This window comes from Mycolicibacterium chlorophenolicum (genome assembly GCF_001044235.1).
Classification (GTDB): domain Bacteria; phylum Actinomycetota; class Actinomycetes; order Mycobacteriales; family Mycobacteriaceae; genus Mycobacterium; species Mycobacterium chlorophenolicum.
Map to the genome: position 1 here is coordinate 35,081 of NZ_JYNL01000009.1, position 18,080 is coordinate 53,160.

The following is an 18,080-nucleotide window of genomic DNA, read 5'->3' on the forward strand; positions in this document are numbered from 1 at the left end:
GTCGTTGTCAGACAGGGCAGTCGGGGCGTTAGAGGGTGAAGTAGCGGCGGCTGGTGTGTCGACGCCGCCACTGATACAGCCAGCGGTGCAGTCGTGCGCGCCGCGACCGCCGGATGATCAGCACCACCTCCAGGGGTGGCGCGCCGTCGGCTTGGCGGTCGATCTCGGCCAGCGCGGCGATCAGGTCGGCTGCGGAACCGCCGCGATCGGGATGGTGCGCCCTGGCTGCCGCCCGCCGAGCGCTGCGGCGGTCGCGGTCATTGGCCACGTGCTGGGCGGCGGGCGGGGTGTGGGTCATGGCGGGGCCGGGGCGATGTCTTCGACGGTGACGTTGACTGCGGCACCAGGATGCAGAGCACTGACGGTGGCGCGGACGGCGGCGGCGGTGTCACGCACCGCGCCGCCGAATACCACGACGATGTGAACGTCGACGACGTTGTCGGTGATGCGGATGCCGGCCACTCGCCGTCCGGGTAGGTAGGTGCCGACCTCGCCGAACATGCCGGGGTGCAACGCGGCGACGCCGGGAACCCCCAGGACCGCGGCAGCGAGCCGGTCGGCGGGTTCCTGCGGTGCCGGCGTCGCCGCATACCCCTCGGTCATTTACTGCACCCGCGCCGGGCGGCTGCTGTCGGTGCTGGTGTCGTCGTCGCTGTCGTCCTCGACGTGCACGTCGTTGACGGTGATGTTGACCTCGGTGACTTCCAGGCCGGTCATCTTCTCGATCGCGGCGATGACGTTGCGGCGAATCCCACCGGCCAGATCGACGATCGCGACCCCGTAGTCGGCGACGATGTCGATGTCGACAGCGGCCTGCTTCTCGCCGACCTCCACCGACACGCCCTGGCCGTGGTTGACCGAGGCGCCCGGAATGCGCTCACGAAGCTGACCGACGATACGCTGCGCGCCACCGCCCAGGTCATACACGCCGTGCACTTCACGCGCGGACAGTCCGGCGATCTTGGAGACCACCGTGTCGGCGATCGTGGTCTTGCCCTGGGAGGTGGCCAATGCGGTGTCGCTGGCGGCCGCCGGCTTCGGTGCGGTGGCGGGGGGCTGGGTGCTCGTCATGGGCACGGTTCCTTTCGATCCTCGTCTGTGGTTACAGGGGCGTAGACGAGACCGCGTCACCGAAGTGCACGTCCGGCTGGGCGATTGTGATGTAGAACACATGTACCCAACTTTCCGGGTGCGCGTGAGAGGTTTTGTCTCGACATTGCTGCGGGTGTGGCCGGTTCACCTCGCGCCGCGAGCCAGGCTTTCGGGAGGAGGTCGCGGCTTGGTGGACACCCCGCCCCGTGAAATCCTCTCGGTGACAGACCACCTAGGTGACCGCACCCTGGCTGCGGCCGCCGCCATGGGTGAACGCGCGGCGTTCGAGACGATCGTGCACCGCTACGGCCCGCTGCTCTACGGTTATGTTCGGCGCATGATCAGCGACCGCGACGGGGTCGATGACGTGGTCCAGGAGACGTTCATCGCGGCTTGGCGTCAGATCGACAACTACCGCGGTGAGTCGGCCCTCAAGACGTGGCTGTTCCGCATCTGTGACCGCAAGATTATCGACTCGCGGAGGGTGCGCTACGCCGAACCGATCGATGACCGACTCATCGACCCCATTGACCCGTCCGCGGACTCAAATCCAGCAGTTGTGTTGTCCAACACCGAGTTTCTGGCCGCCCTGGAACGCGCCCTGGCCGAACTACCGGTCCGCCAACGCGCAGTCTGGGTGCTGCGGGAAATCGACGGCTTGACGTTCCCCCAGATCGGCGTGACCCTGAAACTGAGTCCCGGGGCGGCACGCGGACATCACCACCGGGCTCAATCAACCCTTCGACTAAGGATGCAGCGATGGCAGCAATGAACGGGGACGACCCGCTCGGCGTGCTGCTCTCGCGCGCCGGACAAGCACTGCGGGAGTTGGGTGAACCCGGCTGGGATCGCATCGCCGACAACGTTATCGCCGCAGTCCGCAACACCCCACGCTCGGGGTGGCCGGTGACCGCCCAGGACCCCGACCCCCAGCAACCGCCGCTACCGGGCTGCATCGCCGTCAGCGATCTGGTCATCCGCGCGGCCCTGGCCGCAGCGCTGCGCGTCGACCAAATCTGCGCCCCTAGCGCGGTCAACGTCCACCTGGACGGCACCGACCTGCAACGCATTAGCGTCGAAATCACCGGCCGCTACGGCAACCGGCTCACCGAAGTCGCCGACCACGTACGCGACCTCGCCGCCGGCATCCTCGACGACCTGCTCGGGGTCGCCGCGCTCGGTCACCAGATCGACGTCGCCGTCATCGACATCGTGCGCGGGAACCCGCTCGCCGAATAGCGCGCGCCAGACCCGAGCCGAAAAACCGAGTTTCCCTGCGCAGAAATCAGGGAATTGACTCCGCCGAAGGTCAACGTGCCCCGGTTCCGACAAGACGCCGGGACGACTTTCGCTCATTGGCGGCCGCGCAACGTGGCTCTCTTAAGGGAATGGACGTGTATATGAGGGACGCTCTGAACGACATGTGGCGCTCGGTGGCCACCTTCGCCCCCAAACTGGTGGCTTTCCTGCTGATCCTGATCATCGGGCTGATCGTGGCCAAACTGATCTCCAAGGCGGTCGACAAGATCTTGGAACGGGTCGGGTTCGACCGCGCGGTGGAACGCGGCGGGGTCAAACGCGCCCTGGCCAACAGTCGATACGACGCGTCGACCATCGCCGGCAAGATCGTCTACTACGCGCTGGTGCTGTTCGTGCTGCAACTGGCGTTCGGGGTGTTCGGCCCCAACCCCATCAGCGAACTGCTCAGCGGAGTGATCGCGTTCCTGCCCAAACTCTTCGTCGCCCTGATCATCGTGGTGGTGGCCTCGGCGATCGCCGCCGCGGTGCGAGATCTGTTGTCCAACAGCCTCAGTGGGCTGTCCTACGGCAGAATGCTGGCCAACATCGCCAGCGTCTTCATCCTCGGCCTGGGAATCATCGCCGCGCTCAACCAGATCGGGATCGCGCTGACAGTCACCTTGCCGGTGCTGGTCGCGGTCCTGGGAACGATCGGGGGCATCCTGGTCGTCGGGGTCGGCGGCGGCCTGATCAAACCGATGCAGCACCGATGGGAGGACTACCTAAACAAAGCCGAGCAGGAAAGTCGTAACGTCCGCGACAAGGTGTCCTCCTCGCAAGACAGCGGGCGTCCGCAGCAACCAGGTCAGATCGGGGCAGCAGCGCCGGGCTCCTACGACGGCCCCTCCGGGCAGCGACACGCCCAGCCAGGCGGTGAGCCGCCCCACGGCTACCAGCAGCCCAGCTACCCACCCCCAGCGCAGCAGCAACCGCCCTACGGCACCAATCCGCCCCCGCGGCAGGGGTACTGACCCGCTGCTAGGACACACCTGTGCGGCGCTGGTTCCGGTGCAGCCTCCGGCCGACGATTCGTCAACAGCGACCCAGACGCCCACCCGCACGGCGTCTGGGTCGCTGATCTCGAGCGGGCCGTTAGGTGGGGGCAGCGGCCGGCGACGCCGTCGGACACCGAATCACCGACGCGCTCACCGAGACGCCCACACAGTTAAATGGCCGATCCAGCGGCGATGACGAACAGTGTCCAGGCCGATGCCACAGATCCCCACCGCGCCTGCCGCAGGCTGCGCCGGCCGGCGGCCCGCCGCCGCGGCGTGCGCAGCACCTCGGGGCGCCCTGAGACCGCGACACTGCTGGGCGTGGTCATCGTGTCCGGCGCGGTGGTGTGGGCGCGCCGCCAACGTCGCCGCCGGTCGTTAGCCGGTCCCGGTAACGAACAGCCTGCCGGTTACGAGAATCCCGCGATCTGAATCGCCCAGCGTCAGACAGGCCGTGCAACCTCGGTTTCGCCGAAACGCCGGGTCGCTGTCTTCCTCACGTCGTGGCAGTGGCACGCTACTGCGCCTCGGTCCGCCGGCGACGATGTCTGCGTCGCCGCCTTTGGTGTAGGCAGCTTCGCGCACGACCTCATCGGTCTCCAATCCAGCACCCAGCACGCCACCGAGAGTGGCCAGCGAGCACGTCAGCCATGCGACCGGGGGCCTGGCCGCTTTGCAACCTTCGAATGTTGGTGTTTGAATCGGGTCCAAGTGTTTGCCGAGGCGAGATCATCGGCCGTCGCTAATTGACGTCGGCTGTGCTATCAGGAGGGCGATGTGGGCACCCCGAAGGACTCGCGGTGAGTCGCTCCCCGAGGGGACGCGCCCCGCGGGTTGATCGCGACGCTAACTGGTCACTGATGAGCGAGACTGCTGACGACCAGGGCGTGGTTTACCGAGTTCTATGGTCAGCTGATTCCTGGATGTACCTCGGGTTGTGCGATTCGTATCCGCATCTGTCGTGGCAGGCAACTACAGAAGACGGCGCGTTGAACGGAATCCGCCGCCAAGTTCGACAACGCGCCGACGTTTCGTCGCCAACGGAAAGTGGATCGCGAGGGTGTTCGCCGGAAGGCTCGACCGTTTGAGTCATTCCAGCGGCGTCGATCCCCTGCTGCCTGCACTACGGCAGCGCTTCCAAACCGCCCTCAACACTGCCCTCGTCGTGGGTCGGCCACCTGAGTGCGCCACCGACCTGGGGCCGCGAACCTTAGCTGCGGTAGCGCTTATTGCCGCCGAGCACCCCGACGCCAGCGCCCAGATCATCGCCGCAGCCTATGACACCTTCCTGGACGAACACGGTTAGCACAACCCGATTGGTAGTACTGGAGATCACGGCCGTCTCAACGAGGAGGCGGGTGGCCGGCAAAGCCAACGCGGATAGGAGCTAACTGCGTCGTGCGCGTTCGGCCACCATCACGCTGGTCGGTTAGAGCGACCATTCAGTAGACAGAAGGGATGATCCGTTGCGGTGGGTGCTGACCATAGGCAGCGCGCTGGCAATCACAGTCGGCGCGGCGATCGCGCTGAGTACGCCGATCCAGTTATCGAGTGCGGATCACCGCGGGCGGCCGATTGCATGCGGCGATGCGCTGCAGGCAGACAGTGCCGCTGCGGAAGCTGCCGACGACTACAATCAGCGCCTGAACGACAGCAGCCCTGATCGCTTCATTGCCACGGACTACGAAAACCAGTGCGCAGCGATGATCGTTGAGAAGCGCCGACACGCCGTGATCGTCAGCGCCGCTGCGGCAGTGGTCGTGCTGACGACAGGCGGTCTAGGCTTTATGATCCACCGCGCTCGATCACGCGGATCAGGCTCGAAGTGAAGTCACTTTCGCTGATGGACCTGAGTTAACTGACTCTGGAACTGGGTGGACTCAGTAACGGGGATCGCGAGCCAGACCAGCGCGCGACCAGGGGAAGAGGTCAGTCACGCTGAGGCCCAGTCACCGCGTTTGAACCCGTCTTTGGCACGGCCGGCGCATCGCAGCGGCGGATCCCTGATACCAGCCGCTGTTTCGCTTCTGTCTCGCATGTCAGGCGATCGTGGTAGATCCGTCGACAACTGTCGAATGGGCGAGTGAAGCCCCGGCCCGTGGCGCCGAAACAGTGCACCCCAGCAATCGGCCGGGGACCTGCTGTGCGCCCTGGACACGTCCCGCACGCCGATCATCGCCTGGACCAGCACGCGTGACCTCCTGCTGGCAGAGATAACAGGCGAGCTGCCGACAACATCGCTCAGCGGTCTCTACTCCTGGTGGACGACCCACTCCTGAACCCGGCTGATCGTCGATCGGCCGACAGTGGGCCGCCACACCGGTCCATCAAGGGTCGAGTCGAAGCTAGAAATCGAGGACGTGCATGTCGGATTTGCGCGTGACATTGATGACCTCCACGGGCCTTTCGCAGCCCTGGGGTCGCGGCAAGGCGTAGCGGGCGTCGCCCTTCAACGCGCCCGTGTTCTTAGCGGTCGAGAGAAAAGTGGTATCGAGGCTGAACATGACGTAGCCACCGTCCTCATCCACGTCGATAACGTCCCCGGCCGCCGCCAGCTCGGCGAGGACAGTGTCCATGGGTACGGTCCCGTCGAGTTGGTACCGGCCGACGGCGTACCAGTGCATGTCCCCCATTGTCAGCGCCACGATGACCTCCTGCCCCCCAGAACCGATCCGTTCGTGTCGTGTGTGCCGAAGCTCCCCAGCTGGCCAGCCCCCCCGCTACGACACTCGCCGAGGTTGAATGGCGGTCCCCAGCAATGCCTTTCGCGCATTCGAGGTGCGGTACCCGTCATCGCTGGAGCCCAGTGACGGTTGGCGGTATCAGCTCGCAAGTGGGCCACCCATTCCCGCTCGCCCCGGCCGGTTGTACTTGTCGATCCAGGCCAGTCCGGTCCGGTCGAGCTGGCGGCGGGCCCGCGTCACCGCGACGTAGCCGAGCATCGCGTCGCTCTTGGGGATCTCACCGCGGCCGATGGGTTCGGCGAAGTCGGTGGCGATCGCCACCGAATCCCATTCTCGACCCTTGGACTTGTGCGCGGTGCTAACAGTTGTGTCACAGCGCTTCTCGTCGACCAGTGAGTCCACGGCCGCGATGATGTCGTCCGCCCCGTGTGTGTCGATCAGGTCCACGAACGGTTTGAGATCCCGGCCGGCCTCGTCCCCTTCAACGTATTCTTGCAAAGCGGCCCACGTGGGGAACACGTACAACTCGGGGTGGCTGGTCCTGCGCCCGGACTGCAACTCCTTGGCGGCCTCCGCTAGCCGCTTGATCTCCGTGCCACCGCCAGCCAAGGCCACCTGCCGCCCCTGTGCGAGCAATGACAGAACGTTGCGCACCGCTTCGGCGTTGGTCCGGCACAGTATCGCCGCGGGTCGACTCAGCACACCGATATGCGACCGCATCGCCGGGTTGCCCAACAGCCGCAACGGTGTGTCGATCTGCTGTAACCATCGGTTGGCTTCCTCGGCGATGACGTGCCCGAACCTCCACGACCGCGACAGGTAGAGCACTTCATCGGCGTCCCAACTACCCAACGCGTCGCACGCGCCGCGCCACTCGTACATCGACTGATTGCTATCACCCACGGCGATGCGCTGGGCGTGCACTTGCTGGTGCACCAGCTGCGCGACAACGGGATTGGAATCCTGCGCTTCATCGAGCATCACCACGTCCACGGGCAGCACCGGTCGCGTGAGGGCCCACATCTTCAGGTAGTGGTCGTGTTGAAACTTCAGCGCACCGTCGGCGTCGTTGACATCGGCCCAAGCGCGGCGCGCGTACGGCACCACAGCGGCCGCCAACGCTGCGTGCGCAGCCCCGAACACACCATGTTGGTGCGGGACGTGTTCGGTGGTGATGTCGTCCTCGGCGGAGTAGCAGAAACGCGTCACCGTCTCCACGGCGATGCGAGCCATCTGCACCGGCGAGATCGTGAGCTGCGGGCCGAGATCGAGAAACGTCGTCCCCAGGATCTCGGCGCGCCGTGAGGGAAGTTCACGCGGGCCGTTGAGTCGGTGTGCGAACCGTTTACCCACTGCCGCGAAAGCAAGGGAATGCGCTGTGCGGCAGGTGACATGGGTCGGGAAGCTGCGTCCGGCCTCCTGCGCGATCGACCGGTTGTACGCGATGTAGAGCGACCGGTCGCGGCGGGCCCGGGCGACCATTTTCAGCGTGCTCGTCTTACCCGTTCCTGCGCCGGCCTGGATGACGAGGTTGGCACCGCGGCGGGCGGCCTCGACGATCTGCAGCTGCTCGGCAGTGGGTTTCAGTTCGGGCATGACGGGACTGTACGAGCGCCGGCCGACGAGCGGGTGCATCGCCGCGATTGACCGCCGCATTTCTCGTCACCTCGTCCGGCTCGCGTCGGCAGCGACCGCTCAGCGGGTGTACCGGCCGTCAGCGAGCAGGGGCCGACCACCCGGATCCAGAAAAGACGCCTTCACCGACGCGAGGTCCCACTGCAGCAGGTGCGACAACGGCACCAGCTTGACCAAGCCTTCGACACCGGCGCCGCCGCCGGCCAGCGGACCGTGACCGCTGCGCACCAGGGTCAGCGATCCCGGTCGCGACGTCGTGAGCTCGAACCCGTCGGCGAGCTGGTCAGCCGACCACGGCAACTCGAGAAACGGCAGCGCCAGCGTGTCGCGGACCTCGTCACCGAGGACACCCATCAGGAATGTCTCAAGCACCGGTGTCGTCGCCGCGTAGAGCACGACCTCGTCGTTGTCGGTCGCGCCGGGCAGGTACTCCGACAGCCGAAGGCGATCGCGGTGCCACTCGATCAGGTACCGCGTCCCCTCCCCGGACACCGGGACCAGTCGGGTCGAGGCGGCGTCGACCTCGCATTTGTAGCCTGCCACCTTCGCCCATGCCAGGCATTCGTGCCCCAGCTGCGGCGGTGCGAGCTGCCCGTTCATGAGTGGCACACAGCGCCGCCGCGCGTCGACGTCCCCAGCGCCCTACACACGCGTCGTACGGTACTGGCCGCTGGCCGCGGTCGGTGACCGCGCCCGCTGGCGCCCCCGCTCAGCCGACGGCAGCTGTGGCTGGAGTGCCGCGGTCGCACACTCGAGGTTGCTGGCTGCGGCTACTGGATGCGGGTGATCACATCAACTGGCCTGCAGACGCGAGTCAGTCCCGGGCCGCGTCGATCGGACCGCGGTCGGCGGCCATGCCGGCGAGCGGCGCGGTTGACTCCGGAACGAGGTGCCCATTGGGACCGACGATGTAGCCGTCCGGTGGCGAAAGAGGCAGAGGCACAACGGTTCCGCCCGTGTCGTTAGCGTATTGGCGGGCCTCGGCGTCCTCGGCAGCGGTGAAGACGCGGATCGCCTGCGGACGGCCCGGAACCTTCACCATCATGGTGAAGTCGGACACCTGCACGTTGCCGGTCCGCTTCCGCGGCTTCTGCACGACGTGGTTAGGGGACGCTTCTCCGGGCTCGCTCACGGAGCCATTGTCCCGCTGGGCACCGACAACGTGCCTAACCACGGCAAGCAGACACCCGTGTTTATCCCCCGAGCTGGTCTGCTCGTCGGTCCTTGCGCGACTCCGACCTCACGGCCGGCGTCGAGGCTGGCATGTGCAGGTGTCGATCATCGGTCATGACGATCACGCCGCGCCGGATCAGCGTCCGGACGCCGGCGTCCGCGGAGCTGCGGGAGAAGCCTCGGGCAGCCAGCTCCCTCAAGACGGTGCCCAACGGCACACCGCGGACTCCGAGCAGGTCCACGATCGCGGTCTGTGCATCGTCGGCGACGGTACTGGTCGGTGCTGTCATCGTCGTTTTCCTCCCGAGTCGGTCGGCACGCTCAAGTACCGACACGCGCATCGTGCACCGGCCGTTCCCGCCGGCGTGTGAAGGTCACCGTGTCGGAGTCGCTTTCCTGGGCCGGCGATCGGAATTCTCGCCCGGTCCGCACCGGGACTCGCCGGGAGCCGACACAAAACGGCTTGCCCCACGCGGTTGTCGTACAGCACCGTGATCGGATGCCACCAAACCCGTTGCTATTGCCCCAACCGTCGGCGGTAGTACTTGCCGGCGATTGGGACGCCAATACGGGCCGCGCATGCGAGGTGCTCCGGCTGGCCAGCAGCCGGGGTATCCGTGTGGTCCTGCAACTCGGCGACTTCGGCTTCGCGGCCGAGAACGGCTGGGGTGAGGTGTTTCTCGCCGCCGTGTCACGAAGATGTGTTCAAGAAGACGTCGACGTGTTCTTCGTCGACGGCAATCACGAGGACTTCCCCGAGCTACTCCGTCTCCCGATCGACCGCGAGACGGGCCTCCGGCAGGTCGCCCGACGGGTCTATCACTTGCCGCGGGCGCTGCGGTGGGTGTGGCATGGCGCGACCTGGATGGCGCTGGGCGGCGCCCATTCGATGGATCGGCGCGACCGCCGCGAAGGTGTCTCGTGGTGGCCCGACGAGCATCTGACCGACGCCGACGTTGCGCGAGCGGTGGGCGCGGGTCCCGTTGACGCGATCATCGCCCACGACGCACCCGATGGCATCGACATCCCTGGGCTGTGGCCAGCGGACTCCGTCCCCGCCTCCGATGCCGCCGCCGCGCAGCGGCACCGTCAGCATGTCGGTCACGTCGTCGAGCAGACGCAGCCGGCGGTGTTGTTCCACGGCCACTACCACGTGCGCTACACCGCCGTGCGCGGGCACACGAAGGTCGTCGGCCTCGCAGATGACAGCGCCCCTCTCCGGGAGCACTGCAGCATTCTGGATCTGACGCGCTGACCGGGACGCTGGTCACGACAACGACATGGACAGCGCCGCGAGCGAACGTTATGCGCAAGCCGGATACCGCGGTAGGGGCGGCCGCAACGCCGAGGGGTGGCGGATGGGCAGCTTCATCCGCCGCGCAGCGGCGCGACTGAGCGCTGACGGCAGGATCGCCGCCAAGACTCGGGCGTCGTCGAGCGCATCGTGTGGACGGGCCTGCGGGACGTGCCAATGGGCGGCCAGGGAAGCGAGGCTGAGGCTGTCGAGTCCGAGGTCGAGCAGACCGGCGAGTTCGAGGCTGCATAACACCTCGGCGACGGGCAACGTGGCACCGCAGCGGCGGCCTTCGGCGGCCAGGAACGCGTAGTCGAAGGCGACGTTGTGGGCGACCAGGATGCGCCCGCTCATCAACGCCGCGAGCCGGGCGGCGACGTCAGCGAATCGAGGCTGACCAGCCAGCATGGCTGCGGTCAGACCGTGCACGTGAGTCGGGCCCGGGTCGACGCCGGGATCGAGCAGGGTGTACATCGAATGCTCGACGGCGCAGGTTGGACTGAGCGTCAGGGCGGCCACGCTGAGCATGCGGGCGGTGGCTGGATCAAAGCCCGACGTCTCGACGTCGATGACAACGAAGCCCCGGTCGGTAGTCATGCAGCCAGCATCGTCCTCGGCACCGACAAACTCGCAACGCGCCCCGTTGGTGCACTGCTTCCCGAGAACCGGTCGTGCTGCTTGCTCGCAACGAGGTGGCACTGACTCCCCGCTCTTCAGTAGACGGTCGACACTTCGTTGTTGTGGTGCACCGCGACGATGCTGATCTCGTCGGCATCGGACAGTTCCGGATGGTTCTGCACGACGTGTGCGGCTGCTACGGCGTTGGCGCGTTCGTCTTCGGAATCGATGTAGATCTCAATTCGCATGATGTCGTCTCACTTTCGATAGGTCGATCGATGCCATTGGGCGGCAGACAGCGTGGTGGTCTCTTCGGTGATGATCGGGTGGTGTGGGCGCGCTGGTCGTGATCAGCAGTTGTCCCAGTTGTCGACGACACGGCGGGCGGCGGCAATCAAGTCCCTCAGAGCGGCACTGATGTCGGCGTGCCCTCCATCTTGCGCACGTTCGGCGTATTCCAACGAGGCGTCCAAGTCATGGACGGCGTCTGCTAGAGCGCTCAATGTTCCTCCCGCTTTCTTTGCTATTCAATGGGTTTCAGCCTGCACACTTCAGGTGTAGGCAGTCACGGCCAGGAGCCGCGGTCGGTGTAGTCGGTTTCGTCGAGATCCCACGCCTGCCCATCGGTATCGAGCACCCAGTCGCGGCCGCACGATGGGCATCGGAAGGCAGTGAGGAGGAGCGCGATGCGGCGCGGGCTCTGCTGCAGCGCAGCCGCACCGAGGGAGGACGACGCCGGCTGCGGGTCGGCGTCCGCCCACACTCGGCCGATGCTCATTGAGGGCAGGGACGTGCTCGCGCACCGTGAGCACCGATGCACCGATCGTGCTGTCCTCCCACATATCCGCAGCCCCACGGTTGGTGACCAGGCGCCCCATTCGACAGGCATTCCGTCCCACCGAGGTGGGAGGTCGTGGGTACGCGGCCAGAGTTCGAAACCGAGCTGCTCACCGGTCATTCCACCGCCGCCTTGGGTGTCACAATCGTGGCCGGATCGTCACGACCGGGCGAGGCGGTAGCCCATAGATGCGGCCCATTGCTCCAGCAGGGCTACCGCGCCGTCTTGCGTGTGGTGCGGACCGGCGTAGGCGCCGGTGTAGACCTTCGTGGAGTAGTTGCCACCGACGGCGATGAGCACCACGGCGTCGGCATGATCGGCGGCGTGGACCGTGGCGACGTTGGCGTGCGTTCCCACGGCGATCTCGCCGCCGGTGACCACCCGGTCTTGGACGGCCGCGACGAATTCCTCGGCGTGCATGCCGATCTCGGCCAAACCATCGTTGCGGATGACCACGGCTGTGTTGAAACCCATGGCGACCTCTCTCCTTTCAGTGCGGTAGAGACCGGCCCAATGCGATCGATGTCTGTAGGTGCGAACTCGGTGTCGACGACACCGACGTGCCCGCAGCGGGTATCCGGCAGGTCGTGATGTCCAATGGGTGATCGCCCCAACGGAGTGCCAAAGGGACGTTCAGTCGCCGAGGACGTTGATGGCGTCGATCACGACACGGAGGCTGTGTCTCAAGGCCCGGCGTTCGCCTGCGAGCATCCTCTCCAGCAGTGCGTCTACGCCGTCCTCGTCCCCGGCTAGGGCCGCTTCCACGACGTTGAGCTCCACGAACTTGTTCTCGTAGGCCATCGTCAACCCACCACCCGGAAGCGGTTGTCCTGCAATGAACTAGGGAAGATCATGGTGCCCACTCAGCCACCCTGGTTGTACGACGCCTCGACCTCGGCGACGCGCGCGGCGAATCCCTGTTGGCGTGCCAGGCGGGCGACGACGTTCCACACGCTCTCTGGTTCGTCGAAGCGCTGTCCGGTCAGCGCGTATCCGACGTCCTCGACCGTCCTGCAGAGGCCGAGCACACTACTCATTCCGACGCTGTGTTCGTATTCGTAGTAGAGGGCCCAGGCGCGGATGGCCGCTTGGTCGCCGGCAGCGATCGCGTCGTGGAGAGTCCCGTCGGGCCGCGGTGGCGGCAGTCCCACACCAGCCGGTGTGCTGCGTGTCGTCGTCATCGTGAGCCTCCTGGAAACGCCGGTGATCTCTATGGCGTTTCACATGGTGTTGCATCAACTGCAAATGGGGGCGGAGCCGGTACGTGTCGTATCGGACTTTCTGTCGCGACGACTCGCCTCATCAGCCGGCGCGACGGTCGGCGAGCTGACTCAGTGCGGCGGATCGGACCGCTCGTCGCGTCGCGGCCGTCCGCGGGGTTTGGGGTCGGGCCAGTAGGGGTCGACAACCGCCAAGACTTGTTCTGGGTGCGTACGCAAGGCGGTGAGGCAGGCGACGATGAAGGCGCGCAGTTCGAGGCCGCGACCCGCGAGTGTGTGTCGAGCGTCGGCTTTGAGCCCTGAGGGGACGCGAACGGTCATCGCCGGGTCTTTGTGTTGGCTGCCGCTCATCTGCCCATCGTAAATTTATGGCTTGCCACTAACAAGTGACCCTCGCCGCGCTGCCTGCTCTCAACTGTCGACCTGATACGCGTAGCGGCCGGGACCGCACTCGCTCCACCGGCCCACCTCGAATCCGTGATCCGCCACCAGGCACGCAGCGGCCGGCCCGAGCACGCGCTCCGCCCGCCCTTCAATGCGGGCAAGCAGGGATCCGTCGGGCACCCGCGTCAACGTCCAGGCGTTCCCGCTCTCGTTCACCAGTTCGGCCACCGTAACCATCAGTTGAGACTCCTCCTGCTCACGGCTCGAAGAGGCGGCGGGCGGGCCGGGGGGTGCAGGCGCCCGCCATCGCGGGCGAACCCGTTGATCCCTGGCACCGCGGTGCACAACGCGCACGGCGCCCGCCAGCCAACGCCGATTCCATTGCGCGTCGGCGACGGACAGCGGCTGTAGCGCACAGCGTGATCGCCGAGACCGGCAAGGCCATGGCGCTCAGCGGCCCTCCATTGCAAACGTGCCAGGCCATCAGGGTCGCCGACAGGCCGATGGCCACCGCCAACGCCATCCCGGCTCGCCAGGGCCGCTGTGCGTCGATGACCTTGCCGCGCAGCTGTCCCATGAACCTGCTCCTCGTCGATCGCGCCAACCCGGCGCGCCCTGGCAGGATCACCCATCTCAACCCTGCTGGTTGGCTCCGACACTTGAACGGATCGCTTTTTCCAGCGGACAGGTGGCGATCGCCGACGGACTCGGCGGGCCACCTCGTGGGTTAGATGTGCTTGTCTCGCGAGATTGGTTACGGAGAGAGCGCGTCAGCGACGATTGGAAATGACGTTGCCCGAAAGACCTCGGAAGTGAAGGATTGACAGATGACGAACTCAGCTGGAGAAGGTGCGGACCAGGAAGGCAGCGTTCACGGGGCACTGATGGGAGACCACAGCTGGAAGTACGAAGCGGTTCTCCTAGCCTCGGCATCCGGCGCTGTCGTCGTGGACGGATGCCCCGCCGTTGCCAACGATGAGCCAGTGGAGGGCCGTGGAAGCCGGTGAGCCTGCATTTCGTGTCACCAATGTCCTGAGAGACCACAGTTAGACGCTCCAGGCTCGCAGCTGGGCGGCGATGGCCGCAACGTCGGGCACCTGGCCGGCGGCCACGGCAACGACGAATGAGAACCGATCCTCGACCGCGGCCTTCACGTGTATTCCGTTGAGGGCGAGAAACGTTCGGCATGCGGTCCAACACAACCGCTTATTGCCGTCAGCGAGAGGGTGATTCTTCGCCAGCGAATGCATGAGGGCCGCAGCCTTGGAATACAGGTCGGGGTAGGCGTCGGCACCGAACACCGTTGCGCGAGGCCGCCCTAGCGCCGACTCGAGAAGATCGTCGTCACGCACAGCGAAAGCACCGCCGACCGCGCGGAGTGCGACTTGGTGCAGGTCGTCGAGATCGAGGTACTCGGTCACGTGTCCTTCAAGAGGCGCAGTACCTCCATTTCCTCGACCATCACTCGGTCCAGAGCGGCTTGTACCGCGGCCACATGCTGCGGGTCGCGGCCCGCGTGGTCAGCCTCGGCCTCGTCGTCGCGATCACGCGTCGGCACCATCACGCGATGATATGCAGATGGGCAGGACTCCGACGGCAGGGAGACACGCGTGAACGCGATCGCACTTCGCACTTTTCTCGGCAACCGCCGTTACCTTCCTCCCAGTAATCCGAGCGCGATCGAGCTGGGCGTTCCACGGGTGCACTACGAGAGCCTGGACAGTGTCTGCACGGTGTCGAGCTGCTTGGACTGGCGAGCCGACATCTGCATGTCGGCGCTCGACGCGCCCGGCCGCGCGCCCGATGTGGTGGTCGGCAGCGTTGAGTTCCTCGTCCTGCGGCTGGGCTACGAGCCGGTCGGGGACGTGCTGCCTCAGTTCGGCGAGCGTGCGGCCGACTTTGCCGTGCTGTTCACCGACTCTTGGCTCGGCGCAGATCTCGACGAGAACGATGACTTCACCGCGGGGATGCCGATCAGCGTGGCATTGCTGGTTCTGGGCGCGCAGGTGGAGATCGCTGATCCCGAGCTGCGGGCGTGGGCCCTGGCCGAGGTCGTTCATACGATGCTGCCGACCAGCGCGGGCTTGGTGCTGATGGCAGCCGATCTGCACCAGAGGCGAGCCAGTGCCACGGCCTCGCGTGCTCTGGCCTCCGTCGCCCCGCCCGATCCGGACTGGTCGCGCATCGGCTGCTCGCGTGTCCCCGGTCACCCGTCGTTCTTCGGCCGGTCGACCGCTTACACCTACCTCGACGATGCGCGTGCCGCACTCGCCGGATGTCGCGACCGAACCGTTCGCGTGCCGGTCGGCTGAAGCGGTCCGTCCTAGGCTGCTCGACGTGTCGACGTTTCGAAGCCAGGTGCTCATGACCGGCGCCTCCTGGGCTGACCGCCAGGGCCTATCAGGTCCTGCACAAGCCTCGTCGATCGCAGGGGAATCGGTGTGTCGGGGAAGAACCGAGCGACGATGTCCCACGCTTGTCGCCGAGTGGTGACATGCAGACAGTCGATCAGCCTCACACAATCCTCGCGGTCCGACGTCGACTGTCCCGCAAGTATCTTCATGGCCAGGAGATGGTCCGCCGGCGTGGACATCACTTGCAGATGCGGGTGATCGAAAACCCGCGGCCCCTCCCCCGGGTTCCTCGATGCATAGCTCGCGGCGTGATCATTCAGCCACGTGTTTGGCCACCGACGTGCGTGAGCGATGTCGCGGACCGCGTTGACCACTGGGACATCTGTGCTGAACATCGCACCGATGTCTCGCGTACCGGCTCGGACCGTTTCGTAGGCCACGAGCATGGTCACATCGCCGATCACGTGCACCTGCCCGATCACGCCTGCGCGTTCGAGGCGCGCCGCGAGGTCGGTGAACGCGTCGAGCGTGTCGTCGCGACCGAATAGCGGTTCGAACACGGACACCCTTCCGTCGTCGGCGAGGTCGTAGCGATCAACGTAGATGCCGCGCCGGCGGAACGCTGCGGGCGTGCCCGCCAATGCGTAGAGCCGGGCTGACGGGAGATCGCTGACCCACCAGGCCGAGGTGAGGAACCGTTCCCAGGTGACCGTCCACAGCGGGCTCGGAGTCCCGTAGTGGGCTGTGATGTCCTCGGCAGCTGCGGCAAGGAGCGCGTCGTAGCGTGGCTCGCCGGTCAGGCCAGGTTCCGCCTCGATCAGGGACAAAGCGGAGCGTCCGACTTCTGCTGCGCCGCGGCGGAATTCCAGGAACATGCGCCAGCGGGTGGGCTCCGATTCCGTGTGCGCGATGGAGCGGGCAATCTCGGCGAGGGTAAGAGCTCGGGCAGCGGGCATGAGGTCGGTGCGGGCGCCGCGACGCAGGGTTACCGACAGGATCGCGGATCGTGAGTAACCGGCGACTCGGTCGATGCGGCGCGAGGACACGATGCTGCGCGCCCGGGCGGCGGAGACACCCCAGTAGTGCGCGGCCTGATCGATTGTCCACAAAGGACCCACCGACCCCAACATACGCGCGCTGTGCGCTCATGTTGAGGGCCGGGTAGCGCGCCTGGGGGACCCCGCGAGCTGCCGTGCATTGCAGAATGGAGGGCGACGACGAGAGGGGGACGCGATGAGCAGACGCGGAACAACGCCGTGGGCGGCGACCAGCATGCCCGACATCCGCCGCCAGTGGTGCCGTGCGATCGACGCGGTCGCGAACTACTCCTGGGACCACCTCTTCACCGAATTACCCCCTCAGCCACCAGCGCAGCTCGTCGCGATGCGCAAGCGCATCGACCGGACGAAGGCGAAGATGGCGGCGATCTCCGAAGTTCTCAAAGACGAGGCAGCAGCCATCCGGAGCGCACCCTTGTACTGGGTGTCGCGCGAGGCGGTCGATACGGTGATGCATGCCGCGGACACCCTCCCGGAGTGGACACCCGCCATCGCCGCCCCAGCGCAATCGGGGTTCCTCTGCTGGGCGAAGACCGCGGGCACCACGACGTGGGCCACACCGTCGGCGGAGCACACCGAGGCCTCACTCGGATCCAGCGACTACTCCCCCATGCCACTCGATGCGGCCACCAACATCACCGAACTACCGTGGGACGGCATCGTATGGTGGACTCGCCCTGACGGCCTCATGCAGCTCCTACCCTGCAGCCGGGACACTTCGGCGACGACCGCGCTCACCCGGGTCGGCATGTCATCGCCGGTCTGGGGCAGCCACACGGTCATGCTCAATCCGGACGTACCGCGCACCGCCGAGGTTCAGAAAGCGGTCGGGTCGCACCCCTTCGTGAGCGGGCTCGGTGCCGCCTGGCTTCTCATGGGCCAGGCCAACGTCACTGAAACCCGCACCATCGGTCAGCCCACGCCTCCGACACCGCCGACCGACAGCGACACCGACGACCTGGAGGCATCACCGTCGGCACCCTCGGCGGTCACCATCGTCGACCTTCTCCGACGTGGCTCAGCCACCCGCCGCTCGACCGGTGCCGGCAAGCAACTCGACCACCGCATCCCGGTAGAGGGCTACTGGCGCCAACAGCCCTGCGGGCCGCGCAACAGTCAACGTCGACCCCAGTACATCGACGACTACGTCAAGGGCCCCACCAACGCTCCACTCATCGCCAAAGAACGCGTCCACGTCTTGCGCACCCGACCCGGAACCGACCTCGAGCCATGAAAAAACCGGCCACCGCGCGCTAGCTCCGACCGACAGCTACTCCCACACACGGGGCGAGAGCGAATCGACCGTGACGAACGCCTTTCGGGACGCCGTTGCCGCGGCCACGGCCGGTACGCCCTATAGTCCGACGCCAAGCGCGGCTTCGATGCGCGCCCGACCTCGCCGATACTCGCTGGCGGGCGTTTTACCAGCGCCAGGG

The 18,080-nt window shown here is 66.4% G+C and carries 28 protein-coding genes; 9 read left to right on the forward strand and 19 right to left on the reverse strand.

The annotated features are described in order from the left end of the window. Window positions 1-28 precede the first annotated feature (28 nt). Genes MCHLDSM_RS04270 through MCHLDSM_RS04280 form a run of 3 tightly spaced genes read right to left on the reverse strand, consistent with a single transcriptional unit; the run spans window position 29 to window position 1,071 of the window. Window positions 29-298, reverse strand: a complete 270-nt coding sequence (locus tag MCHLDSM_RS04270; RefSeq protein ID WP_048469046.1) for a hypothetical protein — start codon at window positions 296-298, stop codon at window positions 29-31. Continuing rightward, window positions 295-603: a hypothetical protein gene (locus MCHLDSM_RS04275; protein ID WP_048469047.1), complete on the reverse strand. Its 309-nt coding sequence runs from the start codon at window positions 601-603 to the stop codon at window positions 295-297. Before MCHLDSM_RS04275 ends, MCHLDSM_RS04270 begins: the two co-directional genes overlap by 4 nt. Next, on the reverse strand, window positions 604-1,071 hold the full coding sequence (locus MCHLDSM_RS04280; RefSeq protein ID WP_048469048.1) for an Asp23/Gls24 family envelope stress response protein: 468 nt from the start codon (window positions 1,069-1,071) through the stop codon (window positions 604-606). It abuts the gene before it with no gap. On the opposite strand from MCHLDSM_RS04280, the gene MCHLDSM_RS04285 reads away from it, so the two are divergent. The 6 genes from MCHLDSM_RS04285 (at window position 1,070) to MCHLDSM_RS04310 (ending at window position 5,215) form a co-directional block, all read left to right on the forward strand. Then, entirely contained in the window at window positions 1,070-1,864 is a 795-nt protein-coding gene (locus MCHLDSM_RS04285) for an RNA polymerase sigma factor (RefSeq protein ID WP_234713854.1), read from the forward strand. The genes MCHLDSM_RS04280 and MCHLDSM_RS04285 overlap by 2 nt on opposite strands. Continuing rightward, a complete protein-coding gene (locus tag MCHLDSM_RS04290) occupies window positions 1,852-2,331 on the forward strand; it encodes a hypothetical protein (protein WP_131722594.1) in 480 nt (159 codons plus the stop codon). The genes MCHLDSM_RS04285 and MCHLDSM_RS04290 overlap by 13 nt, the downstream gene beginning before the upstream one ends. Window positions 2,332-2,492: 161 nt before the next feature. Further along, entirely contained in the window at window positions 2,493-3,362 is an 870-nt protein-coding gene (locus tag MCHLDSM_RS04295) for a mechanosensitive ion channel family protein (protein WP_053082910.1), read from the forward strand. Window positions 3,363-3,578: 216 nt separating this feature from the next. Further along, window positions 3,579-3,818, forward strand: a complete 240-nt coding sequence (locus tag MCHLDSM_RS38370; protein WP_168440002.1) for a hypothetical protein — start codon at window positions 3,579-3,581, stop codon at window positions 3,816-3,818. Between the two features lie 529 nt (window positions 3,819-4,347). Next, a complete protein-coding gene (locus MCHLDSM_RS04305) occupies window positions 4,348-4,692 on the forward strand; it encodes a hypothetical protein (RefSeq protein ID WP_131722595.1) in 345 nt (114 codons plus the stop codon). Window positions 4,693-4,852: 160 nt separating this feature from the next. Continuing rightward, the gene (locus tag MCHLDSM_RS04310) at window positions 4,853-5,215 is read left to right on the forward strand and encodes a hypothetical protein (RefSeq protein ID WP_131722596.1); all 363 of its coding nucleotides are present in this window, start codon (window positions 4,853-4,855) and stop codon (window positions 5,213-5,215) included. Window positions 5,216-5,731: 516 nt separating this feature from the next. Here MCHLDSM_RS04310 and MCHLDSM_RS04315 read toward each other — a convergent pair. From MCHLDSM_RS04315 to MCHLDSM_RS04335, 5 genes are all read right to left on the reverse strand, one after another. Further along, window positions 5,732-6,031, reverse strand: coding sequence for a hypothetical protein (locus tag MCHLDSM_RS04315; protein ID WP_060937618.1), 300 nt, complete (start codon window positions 6,029-6,031; stop codon window positions 5,732-5,734). Window positions 6,032-6,208: 177 nt separating this feature from the next. Next, on the reverse strand, window positions 6,209-7,666 hold the full coding sequence (locus MCHLDSM_RS04320; protein WP_082168738.1) for a UvrD-helicase domain-containing protein: 1,458 nt from the start codon (window positions 7,664-7,666) through the stop codon (window positions 6,209-6,211). Window positions 7,667-7,765: 99 nt separating this feature from the next. Next, window positions 7,766-8,305, reverse strand: a complete 540-nt coding sequence (locus MCHLDSM_RS04325; protein WP_048469055.1) for an Imm61 family immunity protein — start codon at window positions 8,303-8,305, stop codon at window positions 7,766-7,768. 214 nt (window positions 8,306-8,519) lie between these two features. Then, a complete protein-coding gene (locus tag MCHLDSM_RS04330) occupies window positions 8,520-8,837 on the reverse strand; it encodes a hypothetical protein (RefSeq protein ID WP_048469056.1) in 318 nt (105 codons plus the stop codon). A 61-nt stretch (window positions 8,838-8,898) separates the two neighbouring features. Further along, window positions 8,899-9,168, reverse strand: a complete 270-nt coding sequence (locus tag MCHLDSM_RS04335) for a hypothetical protein (RefSeq protein ID WP_048469057.1) — start codon at window positions 9,166-9,168, stop codon at window positions 8,899-8,901. A 209-nt stretch (window positions 9,169-9,377) separates the two neighbouring features. On the opposite strand from MCHLDSM_RS04335, the gene MCHLDSM_RS04340 reads away from it, so the two are divergent. Then, the gene (locus MCHLDSM_RS04340; protein ID WP_109788741.1) at window positions 9,378-10,133 is read left to right on the forward strand and encodes a metallophosphoesterase; all 756 of its coding nucleotides are present in this window, start codon (window positions 9,378-9,380) and stop codon (window positions 10,131-10,133) included. Window positions 10,134-10,181: 48 nt separating this feature from the next. On the opposite strand, the gene MCHLDSM_RS04345 is transcribed toward MCHLDSM_RS04340, so the two are convergent. From MCHLDSM_RS04345 to MCHLDSM_RS38385, 10 genes are all read right to left on the reverse strand, one after another. Continuing rightward, window positions 10,182-10,769 (reverse strand): exonuclease domain-containing protein, encoded by a 588-nt coding sequence (locus MCHLDSM_RS04345; RefSeq protein ID WP_048469058.1) that lies wholly within the window; start codon window positions 10,767-10,769, stop codon window positions 10,182-10,184. 116 nt (window positions 10,770-10,885) lie between these two features. Continuing rightward, complete coding sequence (locus MCHLDSM_RS38375) at window positions 10,886-11,038, reverse strand: hypothetical protein (protein ID WP_168440013.1); 153 nt, start codon at window positions 11,036-11,038, stop codon at window positions 10,886-10,888. A gap of 317 nt (window positions 11,039-11,355) precedes the next feature. Continuing rightward, entirely contained in the window at window positions 11,356-11,568 is a 213-nt protein-coding gene (locus tag MCHLDSM_RS38990) for a hypothetical protein (RefSeq protein WP_234713855.1), read from the reverse strand. A 219-nt stretch (window positions 11,569-11,787) separates the two neighbouring features. Beyond that, a complete protein-coding gene (locus MCHLDSM_RS04355; RefSeq protein WP_048469060.1) occupies window positions 11,788-12,102 on the reverse strand; it encodes a hypothetical protein in 315 nt (104 codons plus the stop codon). A gap of 159 nt (window positions 12,103-12,261) precedes the next feature. Next, window positions 12,262-12,429, reverse strand: coding sequence for a hypothetical protein (locus tag MCHLDSM_RS38380; RefSeq protein ID WP_168440015.1), 168 nt, complete (start codon window positions 12,427-12,429; stop codon window positions 12,262-12,264). Window positions 12,430-12,491: 62 nt separating this feature from the next. Continuing rightward, on the reverse strand, window positions 12,492-12,809 hold the full coding sequence (locus MCHLDSM_RS04360) for a hypothetical protein (protein WP_082168704.1): 318 nt from the start codon (window positions 12,807-12,809) through the stop codon (window positions 12,492-12,494). A gap of 150 nt (window positions 12,810-12,959) precedes the next feature. Continuing rightward, the gene (locus MCHLDSM_RS35655) at window positions 12,960-13,199 is read right to left on the reverse strand and encodes a hypothetical protein (protein WP_082168705.1); all 240 of its coding nucleotides are present in this window, start codon (window positions 13,197-13,199) and stop codon (window positions 12,960-12,962) included. Window positions 13,200-13,259: 60 nt separating this feature from the next. Then, a complete protein-coding gene (locus tag MCHLDSM_RS04370; RefSeq protein ID WP_060937619.1) occupies window positions 13,260-13,469 on the reverse strand; it encodes a hypothetical protein in 210 nt (69 codons plus the stop codon). Window positions 13,470-14,278: 809 nt separating this feature from the next. Further along, window positions 14,279-14,653: a type II toxin-antitoxin system death-on-curing family toxin gene (locus MCHLDSM_RS04375; RefSeq protein WP_048469064.1), complete on the reverse strand. Its 375-nt coding sequence runs from the start codon at window positions 14,651-14,653 to the stop codon at window positions 14,279-14,281. Further along, the gene (locus tag MCHLDSM_RS38385; protein ID WP_168440017.1) at window positions 14,650-14,793 is read right to left on the reverse strand and encodes a hypothetical protein; all 144 of its coding nucleotides are present in this window, start codon (window positions 14,791-14,793) and stop codon (window positions 14,650-14,652) included. The genes MCHLDSM_RS04375 and MCHLDSM_RS38385 overlap by 4 nt, the downstream gene beginning before the upstream one ends. Before the next feature lie 49 nt (window positions 14,794-14,842). Between MCHLDSM_RS38385 and MCHLDSM_RS04380 the strand changes: the two genes are divergently transcribed. Then, complete coding sequence (locus MCHLDSM_RS04380; protein WP_053082884.1) at window positions 14,843-15,544, forward strand: hypothetical protein; 702 nt, start codon at window positions 14,843-14,845, stop codon at window positions 15,542-15,544. 50 nt (window positions 15,545-15,594) lie between these two features. On the opposite strand, the gene MCHLDSM_RS04385 is transcribed toward MCHLDSM_RS04380, so the two are convergent. After that, complete coding sequence (locus MCHLDSM_RS04385; protein WP_234713856.1) at window positions 15,595-16,704, reverse strand: hypothetical protein; 1,110 nt, start codon at window positions 16,702-16,704, stop codon at window positions 15,595-15,597. Between the two features lie 115 nt (window positions 16,705-16,819). Here MCHLDSM_RS04385 and MCHLDSM_RS04390 point away from each other — a divergent pair, with 115 nt between their 5' ends. Beyond that, window positions 16,820-17,878 carry a hypothetical protein gene (locus MCHLDSM_RS04390; RefSeq protein WP_048469066.1) on the forward strand — a complete coding sequence of 353 codons (1,059 nt, stop codon included), beginning with the start codon at window positions 16,820-16,822 and terminating at the stop codon, window positions 17,876-17,878. Window positions 17,879-18,080 lie beyond the last annotated feature (202 nt).